This is a genomic window from Acinetobacter vivianii, assembly GCF_014635885.1.
In the GTDB taxonomy this organism is placed as follows: Bacteria; Pseudomonadota; Gammaproteobacteria; order Pseudomonadales; family Moraxellaceae; genus Acinetobacter; species Acinetobacter vivianii.
The window spans coordinates 187130-211744 of record NZ_BMDR01000005.1; the positions used below are offsets into that span (position 1 = coordinate 187130).

At 40.3% G+C, this 24615-nt stretch carries 29 protein-coding genes; 11 read left to right on the forward strand and 18 right to left on the reverse strand.

The window, feature by feature from the left end; genetic code table 11:
- Positions 1 to 24: 24 nt before the first annotated feature.
- On the forward strand, positions 25 to 1221 hold the full coding sequence (locus IEV36_RS11875) for a multidrug effflux MFS transporter (RefSeq protein ID WP_005256780.1): 1197 nt from the start codon (positions 25 to 27) through the stop codon (positions 1219 to 1221).
- 87 nt (positions 1222 to 1308) lie between these two features.
- Here IEV36_RS11875 and IEV36_RS11880 read toward each other — a convergent pair whose 3' ends face one another.
- The gene (locus IEV36_RS11880; RefSeq protein WP_032810655.1) at positions 1309 to 2229 is read right to left on the reverse strand and encodes a DUF8370 family protein; all 921 of its coding nucleotides are present in this window, start codon (positions 2227 to 2229) and stop codon (positions 1309 to 1311) included.
- 222 nt (positions 2230 to 2451) lie between these two features.
- On the opposite strand from IEV36_RS11880, the gene IEV36_RS18900 reads away from it, so the two are divergent.
- Positions 2452 to 2583, forward strand: a complete 132-nt coding sequence (locus tag IEV36_RS18900) for a KGW motif small protein (protein WP_005256783.1) — start codon at positions 2452 to 2454, stop codon at positions 2581 to 2583.
- Between the two features lie 62 nt (positions 2584 to 2645).
- On the forward strand, positions 2646 to 2960 hold the full coding sequence (locus IEV36_RS11885; protein ID WP_005256784.1) for a YqfO family protein: 315 nt from the start codon (positions 2646 to 2648) through the stop codon (positions 2958 to 2960).
- Here IEV36_RS11885 and IEV36_RS11890 read toward each other — a convergent pair.
- Both IEV36_RS11890 and IEV36_RS11895 read right to left on the reverse strand, forming a co-directional pair.
- Complete coding sequence (locus IEV36_RS11890) at positions 2954 to 4108, reverse strand: glycerate kinase (protein ID WP_005256787.1); 1155 nt, start codon at positions 4106 to 4108, stop codon at positions 2954 to 2956. The two genes, IEV36_RS11885 and IEV36_RS11890, sit on opposite strands and share 7 nt — an antisense overlap.
- A gap of 130 nt (positions 4109 to 4238) precedes the next feature.
- On the reverse strand, positions 4239 to 5039 hold the full coding sequence (locus IEV36_RS11895) for an enoyl-CoA hydratase-related protein (protein ID WP_005256789.1): 801 nt from the start codon (positions 5037 to 5039) through the stop codon (positions 4239 to 4241).
- A gap of 107 nt (positions 5040 to 5146) precedes the next feature.
- On the opposite strand from IEV36_RS11895, the gene IEV36_RS11900 reads away from it, so the two are divergent.
- Positions 5147 to 5719, forward strand: coding sequence for a nicotinate-nicotinamide nucleotide adenylyltransferase (locus tag IEV36_RS11900; protein ID WP_171068018.1), 573 nt, complete (start codon positions 5147 to 5149; stop codon positions 5717 to 5719).
- 13 nt (positions 5720 to 5732) lie between these two features.
- Here IEV36_RS11900 and IEV36_RS11905 read toward each other — a convergent pair whose 3' ends face one another.
- From IEV36_RS11905 to dapD, 8 genes are all read right to left on the reverse strand, one after another.
- The gene (locus IEV36_RS11905; protein WP_005256800.1) at positions 5733 to 6095 is read right to left on the reverse strand and encodes a glyoxalase superfamily protein; all 363 of its coding nucleotides are present in this window, start codon (positions 6093 to 6095) and stop codon (positions 5733 to 5735) included.
- A gap of 11 nt (positions 6096 to 6106) precedes the next feature.
- Positions 6107 to 6676 carry a CAP domain-containing protein gene (locus IEV36_RS11910; RefSeq protein WP_005256801.1) on the reverse strand — a complete coding sequence of 190 codons (570 nt, stop codon included), beginning with the start codon at positions 6674 to 6676 and terminating at the stop codon, positions 6107 to 6109.
- A gap of 119 nt (positions 6677 to 6795) precedes the next feature.
- Positions 6796 to 7257, reverse strand: coding sequence for a peroxiredoxin (locus tag IEV36_RS11915; RefSeq protein WP_004771476.1), 462 nt, complete (start codon positions 7255 to 7257; stop codon positions 6796 to 6798).
- A gap of 19 nt (positions 7258 to 7276) precedes the next feature.
- Positions 7277 to 7963, reverse strand: coding sequence for a Dph6-related ATP pyrophosphatase (locus IEV36_RS11920; protein WP_005256802.1), 687 nt, complete (start codon positions 7961 to 7963; stop codon positions 7277 to 7279).
- Positions 7964 to 8057: 94 nt separating this feature from the next.
- A complete protein-coding gene (locus IEV36_RS11925; protein ID WP_004771479.1) occupies positions 8058 to 8474 on the reverse strand; it encodes a hypothetical protein in 417 nt (138 codons plus the stop codon).
- Positions 8475 to 8506: 32 nt separating this feature from the next.
- On the reverse strand, positions 8507 to 9175 hold the full coding sequence (queC, locus tag IEV36_RS11930) for a 7-cyano-7-deazaguanine synthase QueC (RefSeq protein ID WP_212749908.1): 669 nt from the start codon (positions 9173 to 9175) through the stop codon (positions 8507 to 8509).
- A gap of 76 nt (positions 9176 to 9251) precedes the next feature.
- A complete protein-coding gene (queE, locus tag IEV36_RS11935; RefSeq protein ID WP_005151835.1) occupies positions 9252 to 9962 on the reverse strand; it encodes a 7-carboxy-7-deazaguanine synthase QueE in 711 nt (236 codons plus the stop codon).
- Between the two features lie 135 nt (positions 9963 to 10097).
- A complete protein-coding gene (dapD, locus tag IEV36_RS11940; protein ID WP_005256806.1) occupies positions 10098 to 10919 on the reverse strand; it encodes a 2,3,4,5-tetrahydropyridine-2,6-dicarboxylate N-succinyltransferase in 822 nt (273 codons plus the stop codon).
- Positions 10920 to 11208: 289 nt separating this feature from the next.
- Here dapD and carO point away from each other — a divergent pair, with 289 nt between their 5' ends.
- Positions 11209 to 11958 carry an ornithine uptake porin CarO gene (carO, locus tag IEV36_RS11945; protein ID WP_005256807.1) on the forward strand — a complete coding sequence of 250 codons (750 nt, stop codon included), beginning with the start codon at positions 11209 to 11211 and terminating at the stop codon, positions 11956 to 11958.
- 104 nt (positions 11959 to 12062) lie between these two features.
- On the opposite strand, the gene IEV36_RS11950 is transcribed toward carO, so the two are convergent.
- From IEV36_RS11950 to IEV36_RS11975, 6 genes are all read right to left on the reverse strand, one after another.
- On the reverse strand, positions 12063 to 12986 hold the full coding sequence (locus tag IEV36_RS11950; RefSeq protein ID WP_004771487.1) for a CysB family HTH-type transcriptional regulator: 924 nt from the start codon (positions 12984 to 12986) through the stop codon (positions 12063 to 12065).
- Positions 12987 to 13062: 76 nt separating this feature from the next.
- Positions 13063 to 14133 carry a sulfate/molybdate ABC transporter ATP-binding protein gene (locus IEV36_RS11955; protein WP_005256810.1) on the reverse strand — a complete coding sequence of 357 codons (1071 nt, stop codon included), beginning with the start codon at positions 14131 to 14133 and terminating at the stop codon, positions 13063 to 13065.
- 11 nt (positions 14134 to 14144) lie between these two features.
- Positions 14145 to 15029, reverse strand: coding sequence for a sulfate ABC transporter permease subunit CysW (gene cysW, locus IEV36_RS11960; protein ID WP_005256813.1), 885 nt, complete (start codon positions 15027 to 15029; stop codon positions 14145 to 14147).
- Positions 15026 to 15859, reverse strand: coding sequence for a sulfate ABC transporter permease subunit CysT (cysT, locus tag IEV36_RS11965; protein WP_005256814.1), 834 nt, complete (start codon positions 15857 to 15859; stop codon positions 15026 to 15028). Before cysT ends, cysW begins: the two co-directional genes overlap by 4 nt.
- Before the next feature lie 74 nt (positions 15860 to 15933).
- Positions 15934 to 16536: an RBBP9/YdeN family alpha/beta hydrolase gene (locus IEV36_RS11970; protein ID WP_005256815.1), complete on the reverse strand. Its 603-nt coding sequence runs from the start codon at positions 16534 to 16536 to the stop codon at positions 15934 to 15936.
- A 31-nt stretch (positions 16537 to 16567) separates the two neighbouring features.
- Positions 16568 to 17575, reverse strand: a complete 1008-nt coding sequence (locus IEV36_RS11975) for a sulfate ABC transporter substrate-binding protein (protein ID WP_004771494.1) — start codon at positions 17573 to 17575, stop codon at positions 16568 to 16570.
- Between the two features lie 252 nt (positions 17576 to 17827).
- On the opposite strand from IEV36_RS11975, the gene pabC reads away from it, so the two are divergent.
- From pabC to IEV36_RS12000, 5 genes are all read left to right on the forward strand, one after another.
- Complete coding sequence (pabC, locus tag IEV36_RS11980) at positions 17828 to 18640, forward strand: aminodeoxychorismate lyase (protein WP_005256816.1); 813 nt, start codon at positions 17828 to 17830, stop codon at positions 18638 to 18640.
- A gap of 1 nt (position 18641) precedes the next feature.
- A complete protein-coding gene (gene mltG / locus IEV36_RS11985; RefSeq protein ID WP_005256817.1) occupies positions 18642 to 19721 on the forward strand; it encodes an endolytic transglycosylase MltG in 1080 nt (359 codons plus the stop codon).
- Positions 19721 to 20326 (forward strand): dTMP kinase, encoded by a 606-nt coding sequence (tmk, locus tag IEV36_RS11990; protein ID WP_005256819.1) that lies wholly within the window; start codon positions 19721 to 19723, stop codon positions 20324 to 20326. Before mltG ends, tmk begins: the two co-directional genes overlap by 1 nt.
- Before the next feature lie 81 nt (positions 20327 to 20407).
- On the forward strand, positions 20408 to 20548 hold the full coding sequence (locus IEV36_RS11995) for a hypothetical protein (protein WP_005256820.1): 141 nt from the start codon (positions 20408 to 20410) through the stop codon (positions 20546 to 20548).
- Between the two features lie 138 nt (positions 20549 to 20686).
- Entirely contained in the window at positions 20687 to 21052 is a 366-nt protein-coding gene (locus tag IEV36_RS12000) for an immunity 22 family protein (protein WP_005256821.1), read from the forward strand.
- 80 nt (positions 21053 to 21132) lie between these two features.
- Here the strand turns inward: IEV36_RS12000 and nadB are convergent, their stop codons facing one another.
- On the reverse strand, positions 21133 to 22764 hold the full coding sequence (gene nadB, locus IEV36_RS12005) for an L-aspartate oxidase (RefSeq protein WP_005256822.1): 1632 nt from the start codon (positions 22762 to 22764) through the stop codon (positions 21133 to 21135).
- A 383-nt stretch (positions 22765 to 23147) separates the two neighbouring features.
- On the opposite strand from nadB, the gene IEV36_RS12010 reads away from it, so the two are divergent.
- Positions 23148 to 24524, forward strand: a complete 1377-nt coding sequence (locus IEV36_RS12010) for a Do family serine endopeptidase (protein WP_004771503.1) — start codon at positions 23148 to 23150, stop codon at positions 24522 to 24524.
- Positions 24525 to 24615 lie beyond the last annotated feature (91 nt).

Here is a 24615-nt window from a genome sequence, read left to right on the forward strand (position 1 = left end):
AATAATGATTAATGGACAAGAAAAATGAAATCAAAAATCCATTTCCACGAATTCGCATTACTGATGGCATTATTAATGTCCATTGTCTCTTTCTCGATTGATGCTGTTTTACCTGCATTAGGTGAAATTGGCCGAGTTTTTACCCTGCAAAATAGCAATCAGGCGCAGTGGGTCATCATTAGCATTTTTTCAGGAATGACCATAGGGCAACTGATTGCAGGGCCATTGTCTGATGCGATTGGAAGAAAACGGATTTTATTTACTGGCATTGTCATCTATTTCTTAGGAAGCTTGTTGTGCTATTCAACCCAAAGTTTTGAATGGTTCTTGGTCGGGCGTTTTATTCAGGGTGTGGGCGTTTCTGGGCCTTATGTGGCCTCGATTTCCATTGTGCGGGATAAATACAGTGGTGCACAAATGGCACGTATCATGTCTTTGATCATGATGGTGTTTATGGTCGCACCTGCGATTGCACCCAGTTTGGGACAACTGATTATTCATTTCTTCGGTTGGCGCGATATTTTTGTGTTGTATATGGTCTATGCCATAGCTGTTGGAGCTTGGGTCGCTTTAAGGCTAGAAGAAACTTTAGTGCCTGAAAATCGTTTGCCGATGCGTGTACAAGCATTTAAAGATGGCTTTAAAGAAGTGGTGAGCAATAAAACCACCATGAGTTATTTGCTATGTGCAGGTTTTTGTTTTGGCGGTTTTATTGGATATCTTGGAACTTCACAACAAATCTTTATGCAGCAATTTGGCAAAACAGGGCAGGAATTTAGTGCTTACTTTGCGCTATTAGCTGGCGTAATGGGGATTGCATCTTTTACCAATTCTAGAATTGTTATGAAATTTGGGATGCGCCCCATCTGTATTTATGGCTTTCTTGGCCTGTGTTTAATTTCATTGTTGTTCCTCATCGTTCAGCTTGCCGGTATCGCCGTTTCATTCTGGATGTTTATGTTGTATGCCTGCATTTTGTTTTTATTGTTTGGAACACTGTTTGGCAATCTCAATGCGATTGCAATGGAACCGATGGGGCATGTGGCAGGTATGGCTTCGGCGATTATTGGGGCATCTTCATCCGTGCTGTCTTTAATTCTCGCTTCGATTATTGGGCAGCTTTATAACGGTACTTTGATTCCGATGACCAGTGGTTTTGTGATTTTGTGTGGTTTAGCATTTGCGATGACACTGTACGAGAAGAAAATAACTACCAAGTAATTGATATGAATCCTAGTCCAAAGTCTCTCTGAGAGATTTGGACTAAGTATAAAAAATAATTTTCATTTTTGTTCTAATCTTAGTTTATTACGATTTCTTTCCTCTTCTTTTTATATATCGAGATCGTGCAACTTCTTTGTAATCTTTTAAAAGTTTTGGATTGCTTGCTATTAGTTTATCCATATTTTTTTTACCACCACGATATTCAGGATGTAGGTTTCTCATGTCAGTTACATTAACTTTTCGCTCTTTAGTACTTTTTACTGAGTAGATAAATGAAGCTGTTGGTTGTTTTTTCAATACTTCCTTAACATAGAGTGGAGTTGCAATATTTGTAAAAAAGAATTGAGTATCATAAGAAATAATACTATCTAATATCTCGTTAGGGAGTAATACAATTGCGCTGTGTACCTGTTCTTTTCCTAGAGGTACGTGAGGTAATTCAAATTTAGTTTTTTTCCAAACTTTGTCTTGTTCGCAAAAATAAAAGAAATTTTTTTTAGTAAGTTCTGTTGGAATATTGAGCTCTTTGCATTTTTCAAGTGTATATTGAGCAAAATGCTTCATACAAATATTGGTAGTAATATCTGAAATAGTGTCTGCACCAATGCCTTCAGTAACCAAAATTAATTCTTCTAAATCCTCTAATAAACCAGTTTGAGCGGCTTTTGACTTTTTTAAAGAATGTAAAATCTTTTCAACTTTAATTTTTTTAGATCCTCTACCATTAAAACTTGCAGCTGAAAGACCTATACCTGTACATTTAGGTTCAGGAAAATGGTTGCATAATTCACTTGCTTTTTGATCATTACCATTTTTTAATGAAAGCATTAGTTCTTCCATAAAAATTCTTTGGGTAGATAAAGCTTTTTGACAATAGATGTTTTTAGACCAAGTTAGATAATAACTATCAATAAATAAGGGAGTATCTTTTTCAAGATTAATATCCAAAAAATCTATTCCAGCAGAGTTTGCTGGAATACCGAAGTGGTTTAAAAAAGTTTTCATAAAATCAACCGTATAAAAAATATTCAAAAATAAAAATACCATTATTTCAAATAATTTTTATATAAATTCTATATTGGTGCGACACAACATGACGTATAATTTTTTCTAAAATAACCTTTAAATATCACTTTATTAACTTTCTCCTTTTATAAAATAAAATTCACATGTGGCCTATTTTTTGCTTCTCATATTTCAACAATAAATAAGATATGAGAGAGCAGCATGATGAAAAATGAAAATTATTTGAGAGCAAGCTATTCAAAAGACAAAGGCTGGTTTTGGTTTGGCTTAACTGTGCTTATTCAGCTGCTATTTATCATCGTGAGTTATCTCATCATCAATATTTCACTTTGATTGTTCAGCTTTTATCACGCTATGATTGAATTCTCATTGATTTCGATTTGAGCCATTTTATGATGTTAAAGCTGATTTATTACGTGCCTGAATCTCATCTGGAAGTTACCAAACAAGCAATCTTTGAAGCAGGTGCGGGTGGTATTGGAAACTATGAACATTGTGCTTGGCAAGTCAAAGGCATTGGGCAATTCAAGCCCGTTAAAGGTGCAAACCCTTTTTTAGGGCAATTGGATGAATTAGAGCAACTCGAAGAATGGCGAGTTGAAACCATTATTGCAGAAGATAAGGCCAGAGCTGTGGCAAAAGCTCTAAAGGCAAGTCATCCATATGAAGAGCCTGCCTTTGAGTTTATTCAGATTTTAGAGATTTATTGAGTTTGACTAGGTTTAATCATACTGGTCTGAATTAATCGGGCGATATCGGTTGTCCGTGCGCGAATCAGCTCTGCCGCATTTTGACAGGCTTCTTCTAGGCTGATTGGACCTGAAGTTAAAGAAAAGGCAGCCGTAATGCCGTGTTGATATAAAGCTTGATAGTTTTGTCCAAGCGTTCCTGCAATCACAATCACAGGAATATTAGCTGCTTGTGCTATTTGGGCGACCCCGAAGGGTGTTTTGCCATTCAAGGTCTGCTCATCAAACTTTCCTTCGCCTGTAATCACCCAATCCGCGCCTTGGATTTTGGTAGCAAGCTGATTCAGTTCCGCAATGACTTCGACTCCAGATCGAAACTCGGCCTTTAAATAAGTTTTTGCAGCAAAACCTAAGCCGCCCGCAGCGCCTGCACCAACTTCATTGCGTCGATCAATGCCAAGCAATTGTGTTGTGACATCGGCAAAATATGACAATGCTTGATCCAGTTCAAGTACTTGACTTGGTGAAGCACCTTTTTGCGGGCCAAAAATATGAGATGCACCATTTGGGCCGCAAAGTGGATTGGTTACATCAGCAGCCAATAAAAATTTGGTCTGTTGAATCCGTGGATCGAAATTTTCCAGAGTAATCCATGCCAAGTTTTGCAGGGCAAGACCACCAGCAGGCAATGATTGATGATCTACATCCAGAAACTTAGCGCCTAATGCAGATAAAAGCCCCGTACCAGCATCATTGGTTGCGCTGCCACCCACAGTCAGTACAATTTCCTTTGCACCTGCATCCAAAGCAGCGAGGATCAGCTCACCAGTACCAAAAGTACTGCTGATACATGCATCACGTTCTGAGGGATGCACCAACTGGATACCGCTGGCTTGTGCCATTTCAATGATGGCAATCTTTTCAGTCTCTAACCAGCCCCATTTTGCTAGTACAGGTTGCCCAAGTGGGCCTTGTACTGCTTGTTCGCGCCATTGACCTGAACAAGCCGCTAAAACAGCTTCAATTGATCCTTCACCGCCATCTGCCATTGGGCAAGTGATGATTTCTGCATTAGGAAAAACCTGTTGCCAACCTAAAGCAATCGCTTCTGCAACATCATGTGCAGATAAGCTGTCTTTAAAAGAGTCTGGAGCAATGACGACTTTCATATTTTTGAAATTTAGTTTTAATCAGAATCGAGCTTAGACGGTCTATCCGTAAATATCTATATGGATACACAAAATAAAAAACCACTTAACTTTTAGGCTAAGTGGTTTGTTCGAATGATTAATGCAGTGATTAATTGAACTGAGAAAAATCAGGTTTCCGCTTTTGCATAAAAGCTTGTACCGCTTCCATCATTTCTGGTGAGCGTACACGTTGCATGAAAATTTCAGCTTCATCATCAACACATGCAATGATATCTGTCAAGTCTTGCTTCATGAGTGCTTTAGTTTGTTTGATCGAAGCCAACGGTAATGCTGCTATATGTTGCGCTGTTTTTTGCGCTGTCGCATACACATCTTCAACCACATCATTGACTAGATTTGCTTTTACCGCAGTCGCTACATCAAATTTTTTCGCTGTGAATAATAACTCGGCTGCTTTTTGATAACCGGCCTGTTTCACCAATAAACGACTTGCTGCACCTTCTGGAGATAAACCAAGGCTGACAAATGGAATCTGGAACAGGGCAGTGTTGTCTGCAAATACCATATCTGCATGTAATAGAATCGTGACACCAATTCCAATTGCAACACCTTTCACCGCAATAATGAGGGGCTTTGAAAAACGAGCAGCTGCTTTTAATAATACAAATGGAGGTTGATCGCCAGCTTTGCCTTCATGTGGCTTTTGAATAAAGCCCATAAAGTCTTTCATGTCATTACCCGCCGTAAAGTCTTGTTCTGCACCGCGGAAAATTACCACACGAACTTCTTTATTTGCATCGGCTTCATCCAAAGCTTTTGCGATCCAAAGATAAAGTTCGCCATAGAGTGCATTTTTTGCTTCTGAACGGTTAATGGCTAAGGTGAGTACGCCATCTTCTAAATTTGCTTGCAAATGTTGATGAGGTTGTTGAATACAGCTAAGTGTCATCGTACTATCCTTGCTTTAATCCAGATTGATTTTAAGTGCCCTCATTATGTCGCATATTTATTAGAATGGCGCAACTGATGAGTTCACAAAAAAGTGAAATTAAGCCTATGTACACATTTGACTATCTTGTTTTTATTGGACGCTTCCAGCCATTTCATTTTGCACATATGCAAACCATTGAAATTGCATTACAAAAAAGTCAAAACGTGATCTTGGCTTTGGGATCGGCGCAATCTGAACGGAATATCAAAAATCCTTTTCTGGCGGTTGAGCGTGAGCAAATGATCTTGTCGAACTTTTCTGAGCAAGATCAAAAGCGAATTCATTTTGTCCATGTGGTCGATGTCTATAACGATGAAAAATGGGTCAAACAGGTCAAAGACTTGGTCAATGGCGTGATTCAGCCAAATGCAAAAGTCGGTTTAATCGGTCATTTCAAGGATGAATCTTCTTATTATTTACGTTTATTCCCTGAGTGGCAGATGGTGGAGCTGGATAGTTTGAAAGATTCTATTTCAGCAACACCAATGCGCGAAGCCTATTATCGTGGTGAGATTCAAACTGAGTTTTTCCCTGAAGGGACAATCCAGTTCTTGAGCGAATTTCAAAAATCGCCGATCTATCAGAAATTACAGCAAAAATTTAAGGATAATGACCGTTCCAATATCGATGAATCTTGAGACAAAGGGAAGATTAAGCATCTTCCCAAAAAATAATTCGATTTGAGAATGGATCGGTGATACTCAGTTCCAAGGTTTCCCAATCGGTTTTCTCTACTTGAGGCTTGGCAAATTTATAGTCTTTTGCATCCAGTTCTGCATGAAGCAAACTGAGATTCTCCCAATAAATACGAATGGCACTATGTGGGCTGGCATCACCGAAATGCTCAGATAAATGAATGATGCAATCACCTTTGGAAATCTGTAGATAAAGCGGGAAGTTATCCCCAAAAGTATGTTGCCAATCGAGTTGGAAGCCCAAATAATCAAAGTAAAAGGATTGGGCGAGTTCCACATAAAAAATACGTAGAATGGGGGTAATAGAGCCAGATTGCATGCTTATTCCTTTTATCGAACACCAAATTGTTGAGTCCAATAACTTTTTTGCTTTGCTGATTGATCAACTGTACAGGCTAGGGCGTAGTCTGTAAATTTTGGATGCATCAAATTGCGACAATGCACGGGGCTGGCCAGCCATGTGGCCATTACATCATTTAAATTTTTCTGCCCACGAGCCACATTTTCTCCACCGCCACGACCCTTGAACTGCGTTTGTTTTAAACGGCTTCTAAAATCTTGACCTGTGGCACTGATATGCCCAAGCGTACTGTGTTGCGCCATATCTTCGGCATGATCAAAGGCACTTTGATATAAATGATTGTTCCATGTCAGTGGCGCAACTGCAGGAAAATATTGCTCTCCGCATTGGCGTGGATGCTGACGAATTTCATTGATCGCCTTCAGAATCACCCGTTGATACGCAGGGTTTTGTATATCTTGGCAGCGTATCTCTGTCGCCATTTTCTGAATTTGTGGTGTTAAGGGAGGCTGTTCTTGGGATGTTATCGATGTATTCGAACTACATGCTGATACAAACGCAAGTAAGGGTAGTGATAGCAATACATGAAGATGATTCATTTTAAATGTCTTTAGCTTATTCTTTTAATCTGTTTATCATACGCCAAGCGTAAAGCGAACAGCAATTTGCCTGAACAAAAAAGCGAGCTTGAAACTCGCTTTTTTGTTACTTATTGGCACTAAGCCGTTTGTAATGCTTTTAGGTCTTCTAGGACTTGTTCTGCATGTCCAGCAGCTTTAACTTTGCGATAGCTTTTTACTAACTGTTTATTATGGAAAATAAAAGTTGAGCGTTCAATGCCCATCACCTGTTTGCCATACATATTTTTTTCTTTAATCACGTCGAAATGTTTGCACAGCACTTCTTCTTTGTCACTGATTAAATCGATGCTGAGTGCTTGTTTTTCTGTAAAGTTCTGATGTGCTTTAACTGAATCACGAGATACACCAATAATTTGGCAGTTTAAGGCGTCAAATTGATCTTTCAAGCAAGAAAAGCCTACCGCCTGAGTGGTACAACCTGGGGTTGAATCTTTTGGGTAGAAATAGAGCACCAACCATTCACTGCTGATTTCAGCAAGGTTGATTTCACCTTGAGTGGTTGGGAAAACATGATTGGGTAATTGAATATTCTCAGACATTGTTCATCCTTCGATAAAATTAGTGTTGCTCAAGCTCAAGCGGTAAAAAAGCATATTCCTCATGATAAACAATATCGCCGTGTCGTACAGGAATAGCTTTGTTAAAAATAGGCCCATCAATCACAGTGGTGTGAAATTCTCCACCTTCACCACATGGATCAACGCCACGATCTTCCAATTCCTGAATATAATCCAAGGTTAAAATCTTACCTAGATCTTCAACTTGCATACCCAGTTTCAGATTGACTGTCACGATGACACTCTTGAATCCTAAATTGATAAATTCTTCGACCACTTCACGGTGAGGGCGTAACCAAAGTGGCATTCCCAGTTTTAGCCCCACTTGCTGGGTGACCCGATCATGCCAGCAACCATGCTCAGGCATATCAAGATCACCCGTGACTAATACTTCTGCACCGTGTTGTTTGGCTTGATCGAGTAGCGCAATGAACTTTGTTTCATAATCGGCCCAACTTGAAGATGTCATATACACGGGTAAAGCAACCGCATCTGCTTGTGCGCGGATAATATCCAGCGGCATCGCATGGGAACGAGAACGCTGACCTTGCTCTTCCAGCATCACAATTAGCCCAATCACAGTGCCTGTTTGCATCGCATGATATAGGGCGAGGGAACTGTCTTTACCACCACTAAACGAGACAATAGATTGTCGTTGCTCGGCATTGGTTTTCCATTGATCTTGCATGGTGTTATTCAACTGATTCTAGATAAAGGGGATTTTAACAAAGCCCAATAAAAAAGCCTGCATAAATGCAGGCTTTGTTTTCAACAATTCAGGCTTATTTTTTAGGAGCCTGCTGTTGAGCAGCTTTCATTGCTTCTTCAGTTAGTTTCTCTAACTTGGTCACAAGTGGAGCGCCTAAACATGCTTGTAGGTCTTTATTTTGCTGTTGCACAAAACCTAAAGAGCTTGGGCTTTTCTTCGCATTGATTGCGCTCTGGATTTCCCATTTTTGCGCTTCAGTTACTTTACCTTGAGCATCAATTTGGCAACCACAGAACTTGCTAACTTCAGCAGCAGTTAATTTACCGCCTTTTGCAGTCTGGTCTTTACATACGTTGACCAATGCTGCTTTTACATTGGTACTTTTATACGCAGTTTGTAATGGATTATCAGCTGCGTGAGTTGCTGTCGCAAAAAGTGCAGCAGCTGACATCATTGTAGATAGAATAAGATTTGATTTAGAAAACTTCATATAATGTACCTAATTTTTTACCCTAATATCGATTATTCAGTGTAACGCGTAGGATCCGCAATACCTGCTTCGATAAAACCTTGTTGACGTAAACGACAACTGTCGCATTTGCCACATGCACGTCCTTGAGCATCTGCCTGATAGCAGGATACCGTTTGACTGTAGTCTACGCCATGTTCGATGCCTAAGCGTATAATATTCGCTTTGGATAAATGTAACAAAGGTGTTTCTATTTTAAGAGGTTTTCCTTCAACGCCTGCTTTGGTTGCTAAATGTGCAAGATTGGCAAAAGCGTCAATAAATTCTGGGCGACAATCAGGATATCCTGAATAATCAACAGCATTGATGCCAATTACGATGGCAGCAGCGTCAAAAACTTCGGCCGCAGCAAGGGCATAAGACAAGAAAATTGTGTTACGTGCTGGAACATAAGTTACAGGAATCCCTTCTTGTAATTGTTCTGGGACTTCAATGTTATGATCTGTAAGCGCAGACCCACCTAAATTGCCTAAATCGATGTTAATGATGCGGTGTTCTACACCTGCACGTTGAGCCAGCGCTTTGGCTGCATCAAGTTCAGTAGTCGAACGTTGACCGTACATAAAACTGAGGGCAATACATTCATAGTTTGACTGTGCCCAAGCAAGACACGTTGTTGAGTCTAAGCCGCCAGACAATAATACGATGGCACGAGAACGCATATTATTTTCCATTATTCAACCTAAAATAAATTTGAGGAAAATCATTACTGTTCTAAAGAATGATTTTCATGAGCTTTTAACGACCAGATTCATCATTCCATAACAGTTTGTGTAACTGTAACTGGAAGCGAACAGGGAGATGGTCTTCTAAAATCCACTGGGCCAAGTCACGCGCCAATGCTGGCAGGGCAACTGCACCTTTTTCAACTGCAAAAGCAGGTGAGAACCAAACCGTACTCACTTTGTCTTGCAACTGGAATTGTTCTAGCTGTTGTTTTGACCATTCATAATCCGCACGATTACAGATCACGAATTTAATCTGGTCATGTGGAGTGAGATGGTCAAGATTACTGTATAAATTACGGTGATCTTCTTTTGAAGTGGGCGTTTTTAGATCCAGAACTTTAGAAACACGTGGGTCAACCTTGGAAACATCCAGAGCGCCACTGGTTTCGAGCGAAACCTGAAAACCAAGATCACACAGACGTTGTAACAGAATCAAACAGTTGGGTTGTGCAAGCGGTTCACCGCCTGTGACACAAATATAAGGTGTTTTATGCTGGCTCGCTGTTTCGATAATCTGTTCAAGTGATAAACGTTCACCGCCTTCAAAAGAGTAGGTGGTATCGCAATAACTACAGCGTAATGGGCAACCTGTTAATCGAATAAAAACAGTTGGTAGACCAAACGTATTCGCTTCGCCTTGCAAAGAGTAAAAGATCTCCGTGATGCGTAAACCCGCCGCAGGATCAGAGACAGGAATTGCAGAAGAACGTAAGGAAGCCATAAACAGTTACCACAAACAGGTGCCACACAAGCAGCATGCTACATAAAAAACAAAATCTCTACGACCATGACTGATCGTAGAGACGAGGAGCGACAGAAGCTCCGAGGAACCATTAAGTTCCGTATATATTACAAATTAGTCAGCGCGTAATAAATTGTTCAAGCTGGTTTTTGCACGTGTTTTTGCATCCACTTTTTTCACGATGATTGCAGCATATAAGCTGTAAGTACCGCATTTTGATGGAAGGCTACCCGCAACAACCACAGAACCTGCTGGTACGCGACCATAGTGAACTTCGCCAGTTTCACGATCAAAGATTTTGGTTGATTGACCAATGAAAACACCCATTGAAATCACAGAACCTTCTTCAACAATCACGCCTTCAACGATTTCAGAACGTGCACCGATGAAGCAGTTATCTTCAATAATGGTTGGGTTTGCTTGTAAAGGCTCTAAAACACCACCGATACCAACGCCACCAGACAAGTGAACATTTTTACCGATTTGTGCACATGAACCTACAGTTGCCCATGTATCAACCATAGTGCCTTCATCTACATAAGCACCAATGTTGACATAAGATGGCATTAACACCACATTTTTAGCTTGGAAGCTACCACGACGAGCAACAGCAGGTGGTACGACACGTACGCCAGCAGCTTTGAATTGCTCTTCAGTCCAGCCTGAATATTTAGTATCTACTTTGTCATAGAAACGAAGGTCACAAGCTTCGATAGGCTTATTGTCATTGAGTTTGAATGAAAGTAAAACGGCTTTTTTTAACCATTGGTGAACAACCCACTCACCATCGATCTTTTCAGCTACACGAAGTGTACCGTTATCTAAACCTGTCAATGCTTCTTCTACAGCTTGACGGATTTCAGTTGGGCAGTCCGCTGCACTATAGTTGGCACGGTCTTCAAATGCTTGCTCAATGATTGCAGAAAGCTGAGACATGATCTTCCTTCTTCCAAAAAAATTTTGAAGATTTTACACTAATTTGTGGCAAGAATCTTTGAAAAAAGTAGTTACAATATATTGTTTTAAATTTGAGCAACAAATCTGTAATAAAAATGGAGCCTATTGTTTTTTATCTATAATTTAGAAATACATAATTCCTTTGAATTTGTATCAAAAAATAACAAAAAGTAATCAGTTTCTGTATAAAAAAATAGCGCTATTTATTTTATCCTGTGTCCACAGTAACAATTATACTTTAAATAAGAGCATTTTTGAGGAGACTTCAATGAAAGCTTTGCGTGTTATGTTAGCAGCAGGTGCATTAACAGCGATTGCAGGCACTGCATTTGCAGCAGATGAACAAGTCGTGCAGGAATCTGTTTATGCATTTCCTTCATACTTAGATCCAGTTTCAGTTCGTGCTGAGGTAGGTACTACAGGTTACGGTGGTGCAATTTCATATAAAGTCAACCCATACGTGAGCTTAAGCCTTGGTTATAATGGTGGCGATATTTCTTGGTCAGATGATCTAAAAATTAATGGCTCTAAATATGACCTAGATATGGACAATAAAACAGCATATTTAAATGCTGAGATTCGTCCTTGGGGTACAAGTGCAAATATGTTTGCAAACTCATTATATGTCGCTACAGGTGTAGGTTATCTAGATAATGACTACAAACTTGATCGTCGTGTAAGTCAAGGTCGTAACTTCAGTGTGAACAATACTGACTTTAACGCAACTTCTGATGTACATATCGCAGGTAAAATGAGTTATAAAGATGATATCGCACCATATGTAGGTGTTGGTATTGCACCGCAAGTCTATAAAAACATTGGCGTGTTCGGTGAGGTTGGTGCTTACTATACTGGTAATCCAACAGCATCTTTACAAAACGTAAATGGTGGTACAGCTAGTAATGGTAGCGGTGCTAACTTGAATGATGAAATTGCGAAAGAAGAACGCAATATCGAAAACAAAAGTAAATATGAGTGGATGCCAGTTGCGAAAGTGGGTGTGAGCTTCAAGTTCTAATCCATGCATTCAACATAAAAAAAACGAGCGCCATGCTCGTTTTTTTTATACCTATTAATGGGAAAAATAAAAGGCGCATGATGCGCCTTTTATTTTTAGATAATTTATTCTTCTGGATAAGCAACTCTTTTCAAAGCTTTAATATCTGTTTCTGGTGAGCATAAAGAAATAAATTCATAACCATAACCACGCAGTAAATGGCCTTTACGTACGGCGATCCATGTTGTATTCACACCAAACACATCAGTCTTGATTTGTTGTAGGCGATAGTCACGTTCAGCATCATAAGCAACATCATTGACAATTCCGACACCCATATTCAGTTCAACATAGGTTTTAATCACGTCGGCATCGAGTGCTGACATCACGATGTCCGCGTGCAATTGTGCATCTTCAAAAGCTTTATCAATTTTAGAACGACCTGTAAAACCACCATGATAAGTAATCAATGGATATTCTGCTAAAACATCGAGGTTGATTTTATCCAGTTTTGCTAAAGGATGGTCTTTCGGGGTAATAATGCTATGGTGCCATTCATAATAAGGCACACTTGCCAGATTTTCTTCTGTGGTTAACGATTCGGTTGCGATGCCGATGTCCGCTTCACCTTGAAGGAGCATTTCTGCAATTTCAACAGGGCTGGCTTGTTGTAAAACTAAATGAACTTTCGGAAATAATTTTTTGAACTGGTTCACAATCGGTGGCAGTACATAACGTGCTTGTGTATGTGTTGTCGCAATCGTCAGTGTACCTTCGTCAACTTTATTAAAATCATCGGCGAGACGTTTAATATTATCGGCATCGACCAACATACGCTCAACAATGCTCAATAATGATTGACCCGGTTCAGTCAAACCTAATAGACGTTTCCCTTTACGTACAAATAACTGTACACCTAATTCATCTTCTAAATCTTTGATGTGTTTACTGACACCAGATTGAGAGGTATACAAGGCCGCAGATGCTTCGGTTAAATTAAAGTTTTGGCGAACAGTTTCTCGAATAATTCTGAGTTGTTGAAAGTTCATAATCGTTTTTCCACATAAAAAGTGAGCATCGGCTAAATTTTCACAAGGATATTTTAGCCGCCCTCAAGATATTATTCTAAGCAACTTGCGTTGATTGATCTGCAAATAAATGAAGTTGGGCCGCACTGATCCAAACGGTTTGATTTGGTTTGAATTGATGTAAGTTCGCTTCTTCTACACTTAATAAAATTTCGATCGTTCGTCCACTACGATCTTGTAATTCAGCCACAACTCGGCCAGCAATCCACACTTCACGTAAGAACGTCGCCTCAATGGTATTGGCTTGAGGTTGGGTGTGAATATGTAATTCATTTGGTCGTGCAAATGCAATCACTTTGCCTTGTGGTGCGTCTAATAGACTTGGTAGCTGAATACGATCATCACCGATACGGATAATACCGCCAGTATGCTCAGCTTCAAAACGATTTGCTTGACCAAGGAAATCAAAAACAAAAGGTGTTGCTGGTTTTTCATACACTTCACGTGGAGAACCGATTTGTTCAACATCACCTTTGTTCATAACAATGATTTGATCTGCAACTTCTAAAGCTTCTTCCTGATCGTGGGTCACAAAGATCGACGTGATATGCAGTTCATCATGTAAGGTACGTAACCAACGGCGTAATTCCTTACGGACTTTCGCATCAAGCGCACCAAATGGTTCATCCAGTAATAAAACACGTGGTTCAACAGCTAGCGCACGGGCTAATGCAATACGTTGGCGTTGACCACCAGAAAGCTGAGCAGGGTAACGATCTGCCAAGAAACCAAGTTGCACCAGATCAAGTAAGCGTGTAACACGTTTTTTGATTTCAGCTTCAGAAGGACGTGTTGCACGTGGGCGAACACGTAAGCCAAAGGCAATATTGTCGAAAACAGTCATGTGGCGGAACAGGGCATAGTGCTGGAATACAAAACCAACCTGACGTTCACGCACGTGGATGTCCGTTGCGTCTTCACCTTCAAGTAAAACCTGACCACCATCTGCGGATTCCAATCCTGCAATGATGCGTAATAAGGTTGTTTTTCCGCAGCCTGAGGGACCAAGTAGCGCAACCAATTCACCTTCAGGAAAATCTAAAGAGATATTTTTTAGCGCATGGAATGCACCAAAGTGTTTTTCAATATTTTTAACTTGAATACTCATGTGTTTATTCCTTAGTGATTGGACTGATGTTTATTTGCTTGTTCTTGGCGGACTTCGAGCCACGTTTTCAAGATCAAAGTGATGATCGCTAAAAATGCCAGTAATGAAGACACAGCAAATGCAGCACTAAAGGTATATTCGTTATAAAGAATCTCGACGTGTAACGGTAAGGTATTGGTTTGACCGCGAATATGACCAGAAACCACGGATACCGCACCGAACTCACCCATTGCACGGGCATTACACAGAATCACGCCGTAAATCAGACCCCATTTGATATTGGGTAAAGTGACTCTCCAGAAGGTTTGCCAGCCTGAAGCACCGAGTACAATGGCAGCTTCTTCTTCCTCAGTCCCTTGTGCTTCCATTAAAGGAATTAACTCACGTGCTACAAAGGGAACAGTAATAAAAATGGTGGCTAATACAATCGCAGGTACGGCATACAAGATTTTGATGTCATGGTCCATTAACCAACTGCCCATCCAGCCTTGTGTACCAAAAATCAGCACTAACATTAAACCTGCGATTACTGGTGATACCGAGAAAGGCATATCAATAATCGTGGTTAAGATGGCTTTACCTCGGAACTGGAATTTTGCAACTGCCCATGCTGCTGCAACACCAAACACCACGTTAATGGGCACGGCAATCGCTGCTGTAAGTAGCGTTAATTTTACTGCCGATAAGGTATCTGAATCGGTTAATGCATTGATATAAACGGTCAAACCTTGTTTAAATGCTTCAACAAAAACCAAAATCAGAGGCAAGATCAAACAACTGAGGAAAAAGATCAGTGCAATACCAATCAAGCTATAACGGACCCAAGTGGGTTCACGGGTTGCATCTCTGCTTTGCAGTTTTAGGGCTAAAGCGTTGCTATTGGTATTTAAGCTCATTGTGCAACTCTCCCTGTACGACGGCTAGCCCATGCTTGCACCAAGTTAATTAAAAATAAAATGCCGAAAGAGAGGATAAGCATAACCACAGCGATGGTCGTTGCACCTGCGTAATCGTATTCCTCTAAGCGAGAGATAATCATCAACGGTGCGATTTCTGTTTTATAAGGTTGGTTACCTGCAATGAAAATCACCGAACCATATTCACCAACACCGCGTGCAAATGCTAAAGCAAAACCTGTCAGTAAAGCGGGGAATAAAATCGGTAAAATGATTTTGGTAATGGTCTGCCAACGATTGGCACCTAAGGCAGACGCCGCTTCTTCGAGTTCAGTTTCAATATCGCTTAATACGGGTTGTACGGTACGAACCACGAAAGGTAAACCAATAAAGATGAGCGCCAGTGTGATACCAATCGGGGTATAAGCCACTTCAATTCCAAGCGGAGTCAAATATTGTCCGATCCAACCTGTTGGTGCATATAAGGAGGTTAATGCGATACCTGCAACCGCAGTGGGTAGCGCGAAGGGTAAATCAACCAATGCATCAACGATTCTTTTACCTGGAAAGGTGTAGCGAACCAGACACCATGCCAGCAATAAGCCGAATACCACATTGACCAAAGCAGCAATCAAAGCAGCACTAAAGCTCAGTTGTAAGGACTTTAGAATTCGTTCAGAAGTTAAGATTTCCCATAAACCATCCCATCCAATCCCTAAAGATTTGATAAAGACAGCAGATAAAGGAATAAGCACAATCAAAGACACGTAAGCGAGGGTGAAGCCTAATGAGAGACCAAACCCAGGCAGCACTCGGGAACGCTGCGACATGATGTTTCCTCAAAGAGAAATGTTTGCTAAAAAAGCAAATAAATAATGCGAATACTAAAAATACGGGGGCGGTGTTAGGCAAATTTCAGATTAAAATTTGCCTGACTCATTCGGGCGACGAGCTGCGTCTTTTTTTCAGGCAGCAAGTAGTTCAGAATCTCTGGGAAAGGGCCAAATCCGGAAGCAACATTAATATGACCGACTGGACCTAAATTGATGGGTGTCAATTTCCAAGCTTGTGCCAGTTGTAAGGCGTCGACATAACCTAACCAAGGATCATTTTCGCTGATCAATAACGTGGTTGGTACGTCAATTTTAAGTTGGTGAAAGTACTGTTTATAGTCCGTCAAACTATGGCGAGCAAAGCCAGCTTCACCAAATCGTGCTGGATTCGCAGGGGCAACCAAGACCAGATTTTTCACTTTAGCTCGGAGTTCAGGGTGTTCCGCGAGCGCAGCGACACTGGTTAAGCAACCAAAGCTATGTGCAACGATTTGTACAGGTGCTGGGGCTGCAACAACCGTTTTAACAAATTGGGCAACCCATTCACTGAGCACAGGACGATCCCAATGCTTCTGTTGAACGCGAGAGCTAGACACGAGTTGCTGTTGTAACCAAGACTGCCAATGCTGCGCTTCGCTACCACCTACACCTGGAACAATTACAGTATGAATCATGTCCGCTCTCCCTATTTACCCGCTGAGTAAATTATTTCCCTGAGTTGTTGAGTTTGACGATTTGGTCAAACACACCGCCGTTATCAAAGTGAGTCTTTTGTACTTTGGTCCAGCCGCCAAACTCTTGATCAATTGTCACAAGTTTGAGTGGTTTGAATACATTGCTATATTTCTTTAATACCGCTGCATTACGTGGGCGATAGAAATTACGTGCAGCAATCTCTTGACCTGCTGGTGAATATAGATAGTTCAAGTAACCACGAGCAATTTGTAAGTTACCTTTTTTCTCAGCATTTTTTTCTACAACTGCTACTGGTGGTTCTGCAAGAATTGACAGAGAAGGGGTGATGATTTCGAATTTGCCTGGTTGTTCACGTACAGCAAGATAAGCTTCATTTTCCCAAGCCAGTAATACGTCACCAATACCGCGTTCAGCAAAGGTTGTGGTTGCACCACGGGCACCAGAGTCAAGAACTTTGGTTTGCTTGTAAATTTGACGGACAAACTCTTGTGCTTTGGCATCGTTACCACCTTTTTGATGTTTAGCCCAAGCCCATGCACCTAAGTAATTCCAACGTGCACCACCTGAAGTTTTCGGGTTTGGTGTAATGATTTCTACACCTGGTTTAATCAAGTCACCCCAATCTTTGATTTGCTTTGGGTTACCTTTACGAACAAGGAATACAATGGTTGAGGTATACGGCGTAGAGTTGTTCGGTAATTTCTTTTGCCAATCCGCTGGAAGTAATTTTGCATTTTGAGCAATTTCATCAATATCTGCTGCAAGTGCAAGTGTGACCACGTCTGCATTCAAGCCATCAATCACGGCACGGGCTTGTTTACCTGAGCCGCCGTGTGATTGTTTAAAGTCGATGTCTTGACCTGTACGTTGTTTCCAGAATGTACCGAATTGTTTATTGAAATCTGTATAGAGTTCACGAGTTGGGTCATAAGAAACGTTTAAAAATTCTTGTGCCGCGAATGAAGAAACTGATAGTAATGCGGCAATTACGCCGACTTTAACTTGAGAAAAACGCATGGAAAACCCCTTAAAATCTAAATCACTGTTTGGAATATGTACGCAGCATAACGCCAGTTTTTTTGCAAAAAAAATAATTAAAATCGAATTTGTTATGAAAAAAATAGAAATAGATAAAAGAGATAAGCTTTGCTGAATTATTGATAAATAAGAAATTTTTAATTCCGGCTTTTAATTGTTATACTCATTTAAAATCAATGGCTTATTTCTTGTCATAGAAGGTCTTGTATAGAGTGGATAGGTGCCTAGATCATGCAGTGTTATAAAAATGGACAGTTGATTGACTCCATTCCTTTATTAGACCGGGCTTTTCATTACGGTGATGGCTGTTTTACCACTGCACGTATTTTTCATGGAAATTTTGAGCTAAAAGAACTGCACTTTGCACGTTTAAAACTGGCCTGTACAAGCTTAAGTCTGGATGCAGATTTATCCTTGATTGAAAAGTCCTTTGTGCATTTACAGCAGCAACATTCAAATCTCAATGGCACTTTAAAAGTGGTGATTAGCCGCGGTGAAGGTGATCGAGGTTATAGTCTGCCGTTGCATGCTGCTGACATCTACGTCTGGTATTACCCAAGAGTGACACATGCTTTTCAACCTGAATGGATTGAAAGTGGTATGTTAAATCATGCGTTGGGATTGAACATGCCGCATCTGGTTGGATTAAAAACATTAAACAGATTGGAACAGGTATTACTCAAGCAAGAGGCAGATCAACAAGGCTGGCTGGAAGCACTGGTCAGTGATGTACAGGGCGCTATTGTTGAAGGGGTGAGCAGTAATTGTTTTATTCGTATAAATGATCGGTGGATTACGCCAGAACTTCGCTATAATGGCGTCCACGGTGTGATGCGCGCCAAAATTTTGTCACGAATGCAGCAGTATCATGTTCCTTGTGAGCAGCGTTGTATTGATATGAATGAAATTGGACGTATTCAGAGTTTATTTTTCTGCAATGCTTTGCACCCGATGAAAGCGGTGATTCGATTTCATGACCGTTGTTTAGAGCAACAACCTTATCTTGATTTATTTGAAACTTTAAAACTTAGCCAGATTGATTAATATGCCAAAGCCGCCTAGTTCCAGCAAAAGTAAGAAAAAGCCTAAAGCTAAACCGAAATCCAGATTTTCTTTTTTTAAAGCCTTTTTGATCGCCATTGTTATCTTTGTATTGGCGATCTTTGGCATTGTATGGTCAAGTTTATTTAAAAATTATCCTGTAGAAGGTAAGAAGCAACTTTTAGTGATTTCTTCTGGCGATACGTATTCACGATTTATTGATCGTTTAGCCAAAGAAAATAACGTGAATTTTCCAATTGTTCTAAAGCTTTATCAGAAGTTTATGATTCACGACACTATGAAAGCAGGTGTCTATGAAATTTCGCAAGGCATGAGTATCCGTCAAGTTATGGATATGTTGTCTGATGCAGACAATGCACAGATGAATCGTATTTTGGTGATTGAAGGCACGACTTTTTCTCAGTTGATCCAGAGTTTAAGAAAAGACTCGAATGTCACCAATACACTGTTAGACCTTCCTCAATCTGAATTATTAAAACAATTAGATATTCCGTATACGCATCCAGAAGGTTTGTTTGCGCCTGATACTTATTTCTTTGCCAAAGGCGAAACGGATAAAAAAATCTTAACTGATTTATATCGCCGTCAAATGAAATCACTGGATGACGCTTGGGCAAAAAAAGCACCGAATTTACCCTATAAAGATAAATATGAAGCTTTGATCATGGCTTCGATTATCGAGAAAGAAACCAGCTTAGATAGCGAGTTAGAACAGGTTTCAGGTGTATTTGTGCGTCGTTTGAAAATGGGGATGCGTTTGCAAACCGACCCAACTGTCATTTACGGCATGGGTGACAATTATAAAGGCAATATCACCCGTAATGATTTACGTACGCCGACTGCGTATAACACCTATACCATTAATGGTTTACCTCCAACACCAATTGCTTTGCCAAGTAAGAAAGCAATTGAAGCAGCGATGCATCCTGATGATGCTAAAAATATCTATTTCGTTGCCACAGGTAATGGTGGGCATAAATTTACCGCGTCTTTAGAAGACCATAATCGCGCAGTGCAAGAATATTTAACTGTGCTACGTTCAAAGAAAAAGCAGGGCGAATAATGTTTATTAGTTTTGAAGGGACGGAAGGTGTAGGGAAGACCACGCTGATTCGTAAAATTCATCAGTACTTTGAACAGCAAGGTAAAGAAGTGGTGTTAACCCGTGAACCGGGCGGTACACCATTGGCTGAACAAATTCGTTCATTATTATTGGCGGTGAATCATGAAGAGCAAATGAGTCATGATACTGAGCTGTTGTTGATTTATGCTGCCCGTGCACAGCATTTACAGCAAGTCATTTTACCTGCATTAGCGGCAGGGAAGATTGTGCTGAGCGATCGTTTTACCGATGCCAGCTTTGCTTATCAGTGTTCTGGACGTGGTTTAAGTCAGGAAAAGCTTCAACTCTTGAATCAAACTTTTGTCGCGAAAATGCCAAATATTACCTTTTGGTTAGATGCACCGATTGAATTGGGCATGACCCGTGCGCGAGAGCGTGGTGCACTGGATCGTTTTGAGCAAGAGAAGTTGAGTTTCTTTGCCAAAGTGCGTGCGGGTTATGAGACCTTGTGGAAAGCAGAGCCTGAGCGGATGAAGCGGTTGGATGCAACACAGAATGCGGATGTTGTGTTTGAAGAGGCATTGAATTATATAAAACAGCTCTAAGAGCTGTTTTGTTGCAATTTATTTTCCATTATTGTGAACTAACAAATTATCAATGGCTTACTTCTGTTCGGTTAGTTTTTTATGAAACAATTAGCTGATAGTGTTTATCAACATGTTATGGATTTATGTAAACAAGGTGATAAGCAGGTTGCAGAAGGGCAGTTTGAGGAGGCAAAGGATTTATATTTGGATACTTTGCTTTTATTGCCTTCTAATCATTAAGAGTGGGAAGCAGCAACATGGATATACGTTGCAGTAGGTGATGCACATTTACACCTTAATAATAATGAGAAAGATTTCAAAGCTTTTTATAATGCTCTGCAATGTCGAAATAGTTTATGTTGTATTAGGTGATGAGTGATGCAGAAAAATGACTATGTCTCTATTTGGGGAGGAGTATTAGATTCTCATGATTCGTTAAATAGCTATACATTTAATGATTATTCATGGGATGGTGAGTTTGTAGGATCTAGTTTTTCAAAAGAATTTGAAATAGATTTTGTAGATGACGATTTTATTGAAAAGGATTTCCATAATTTAACTAGTAATTTCGAGATAATTTTAGATGGTTTTTCTTATTCAGATAAGATAAAAGAGGAAATAGCTTTAAAGGGCTTTAGGCTGCCATTTCCTATTAATTCAATAATATTGATATATAATTATTCATATGAATTAGACAAGACAACAGAAAACTTTACTTTTTTGTGTGCAGTTCCTTATAAGTAATCAAGATTTAGCGGGGCCAACATTACTTATATCTAGTAATTCAGCCCAATTATTAATTTAGTATTTGTCTAAATTAAATATTACTCATTCACCAACGGTTGTTCCACTTTAAAGTTTGGTGGCGTGAGTACCGTCTTACGAATCTCATTTGAAAGTTCAGGATAATCCAGCGTGTAATGCAAACCACGTGATTCTTTACGCTCCATCGCACAACGTACAATCATTTCCGAAACCAGAACGAGGTTACGCAATTCAATCAAGTTCTTACTGACACGATAATCCTGATAGTACTCAGTGATTTCACGTTTCAACATTTCAATACGGTGTAGAGCTCGTTGCAAACGTTTAGTGGTACGTACAATACCGACATAGTTCCACATGGTGGAACGAAGTTCATCCCAGTTTTGTAGAATCACCACATCTTCATCTGCATCTGTCACTTGTGTTTCATCCCAAGAAGGGACTTCTGGCAGTTTAAAGTCTGCATCAAACTTTTGTTCAATATCTTCTGCTGCACTCATACCGTAAACGAAACATTCTAGTAATGAGTTACTCGCCATACGGTTAGCGCCGTGTAGGCCTGTATAAGAGGTCTCACCAATCGCATATAAACCGTCTAAATCCGTTTGGCTATGCTCATCGACCACTACACCGCCACAGGTATAATGTGCCGCAGGGACGACAGGGATCATATCTTTGGTGATATCAATACCAAGTTCAAGCAAACGGGCATACAGTGTCGGGAAGTGTTCAGTAATAAACTCTGGCGATTTATGGGTAATGTCTAACCAGACGTGACGAATACCTAAACGTTTGATTTCATGGTCGATAGTACGGGCCACAATATCACGAGGGGCAAGTTCAGCACGTTCATCAAAACGCAGCATAAAACGTTCGCCATCTGGTAAGCGCAAATAAGCACCTTCACCACGCATCGCTTCGGTAATTAAGAATGAGCGTGCTTTTGGATGATATAAACAGGTGGGATGGAATTGATTAAATTCCATATTGGCGACACGGCAACCTGCACGATAGGCCATGGCAATTCCATCTCCAGTCGCAATATCGGGATTAGACGTGTAAAGATAAGCTTTCATTGCACCGCCGCAGGCCAAAGCTGTAAATGGCGCAAGAAAAGTATGAACCTGTTCGTTGGTTTCATCTAAAGCATATAGACCGATCGAGCGATTGGCCTGATGATGATGACCGAGTTTGTGCAGGGTAATTAAATCGATCGCAATATAATTTTCAAAGATCGTAATATTTTTTCGTTCTTTAGCGCGTTCAACCAATGTGGTTGAAATGGCTTTACCTGTTGCATCGGCAGAGTGAATGATACGACGTTGTGAGTGACCACCTTCACGAGTCAGGTGTAATTGCTCATCATCATCTAAAGTAAATTGCACGCCTTGCTTAAGCAGGAAGTCCACCGAAGGTTTACCACCTTCAACCGTATGCTTCACTGCATCCAGTTCACATAGATGACCACCTGCAATCATAGTGTCATTAATGTGTTGTTGAATAGAATCTGTTTCGTCTAAGACTGCAGCAACACCGCCTTGAGCATAGAAGGTACTGGCTTCTGTCAGCGCGGCTTTGGCTAGAATTGCAATGTTATAATGACTTGGTAAAGAGAGTGCGAGGCTTAAACCTGCACCACCACTGCCCACAATAATCACATCAAAATGGTGAATTGTTTTTAAATCAGGCATGTCGTCGATCTGCTTCAGTTTTAAACGTTCGCTAATGACACCGCTTTTTTGTCAAAAAGGCAAGGGCTAATCTGCCTGAAATTGAGTGAATTTTTAGCGAATGCGATTTATTCACCAATTATTATTTGTATATTTTGTCTAATATCAGAAAACGATTACCTTTCAGTACATTGTTTTAATCTAGAGTTAAGCTGTTCAATATAAAACCTTAGATGAAATTTGAATGTCTGGAATTGTCTCCATAATTTATTCACATTTCATCTGTCTATTTCGTTGTATGCATTGAAAATATAAACATTTTTTTACGAAAAGAATGGTAGGGTTATGCTACAAACATAGACCATAACATTTATTTTAATCATCAGTATGTAGGTTCTTGCTTCATGAAAAGTCGCTATTTACAACAAGGAATGTATGCTGCTGTATTTACGATAGCAGCTGCTCAAGTCAATGCTGCCTCACCAGTAGATTTTTCAAACCTCGTTGAGCAGGTTAGTCCTGCTGTTGTGAGTGTCAACGTTGTAAAGAAAATGACTCAGGAAGAGTTATTACAACAACAAGTTCCTGAAATCTTGCGTCGTTTTTTTGGTAATCAAGTGATTATCCCGCAACAGCAGGGACCTCAGGAAAAAACGGGTTATGGCAGTGCATTCTTTATTGGCAAGGACGGTTATTTATTAACGAATCGTCATGTGGTTGATAATGCTTCCCGTATTAGTATTATCCTGAATGATCGCCGTGAACTGGATGCGACGCTTGTAGGTAGTGATGAACGTACTGATATTGCTTTGCTTAAAGTGAATGGAACCAATTTCCCAGAATTAAGAATTGGTAATGTGGATCAGCTTCGCGTAGGCGAGCCTGTACTCGCAATTGGTTCACCATTTGGCTTTGACTATTCAGCTTCAGCAGGGATTGTCAGTGCAAAATCTCGTAATATGAGTGGTGAGACTTCAGTTCCATTTATTCAAACTGATGCTGCACTGAATCCAGGTAACTCCGGTGGTCCATTGTTTAACCAACGTGGCGAAGTGGTAGGTGTTAACTCTCGTATCTTTAGCGGCACGGGCGGTTATATGGGCTTGTCCTTCTCGATTCCAATTGATGTGGCGATGGATGTCGTACAACAGTTGAAAACGACGGGTAAAGTGACACGTTCTTATCTTGGGATCATGATGCAAGATATTGATCGTAACTTGGCAGAAGCATATAAGTTGCCGAAACCAGAAGGTTCATTGATTACTCAGGTCGCACCGAAATCACCTGCTGAAAAAGCAGGACTAAAATCAGGTGATGTCATTTTGAAAGCCAATGGTGCGCCGATTTCGCGTACGGGTGATCTACTTTATGCACTGAATCGTATTGCTCCAAATCAAACTGTTCAGCTAGAAATTTTACGTGATGATAAAACGCGTACCATTGCTGCGACATTGGGCACTGCACCAGATGATACAGCCGCTGATGCCGAGAAAAATAATCCGACTAGCGGTTTAGGTATGAGTATTCGTGACCTGACTGCTGCTGAGCAAGCACGTTTAGATGTTCGTAGCGGTATTCTGATTCAGGATGTGAAGCGTGGTGGGCTTGCATCATTATCGAATCTGGTGGCGGGCGATGTGATTGTACAAGTCAATGGTACAGCGATTACCAATAGCCAGATGTTCGCTAAAACTGTGGGCGCTTTACCAAAAAATAGTGTTGCGCGTGTAACGATTATTCGTCAAGGACAACGTGCGATTTTAGGTTTGCGTTTACCTTAAACCTGATTGTGATTGATAAAAACCACTCTAATTTAGGGTGGTTTTTATTTTGAAATACAGTTGTATTTAGACTAGTGTATGTCGCTGAACT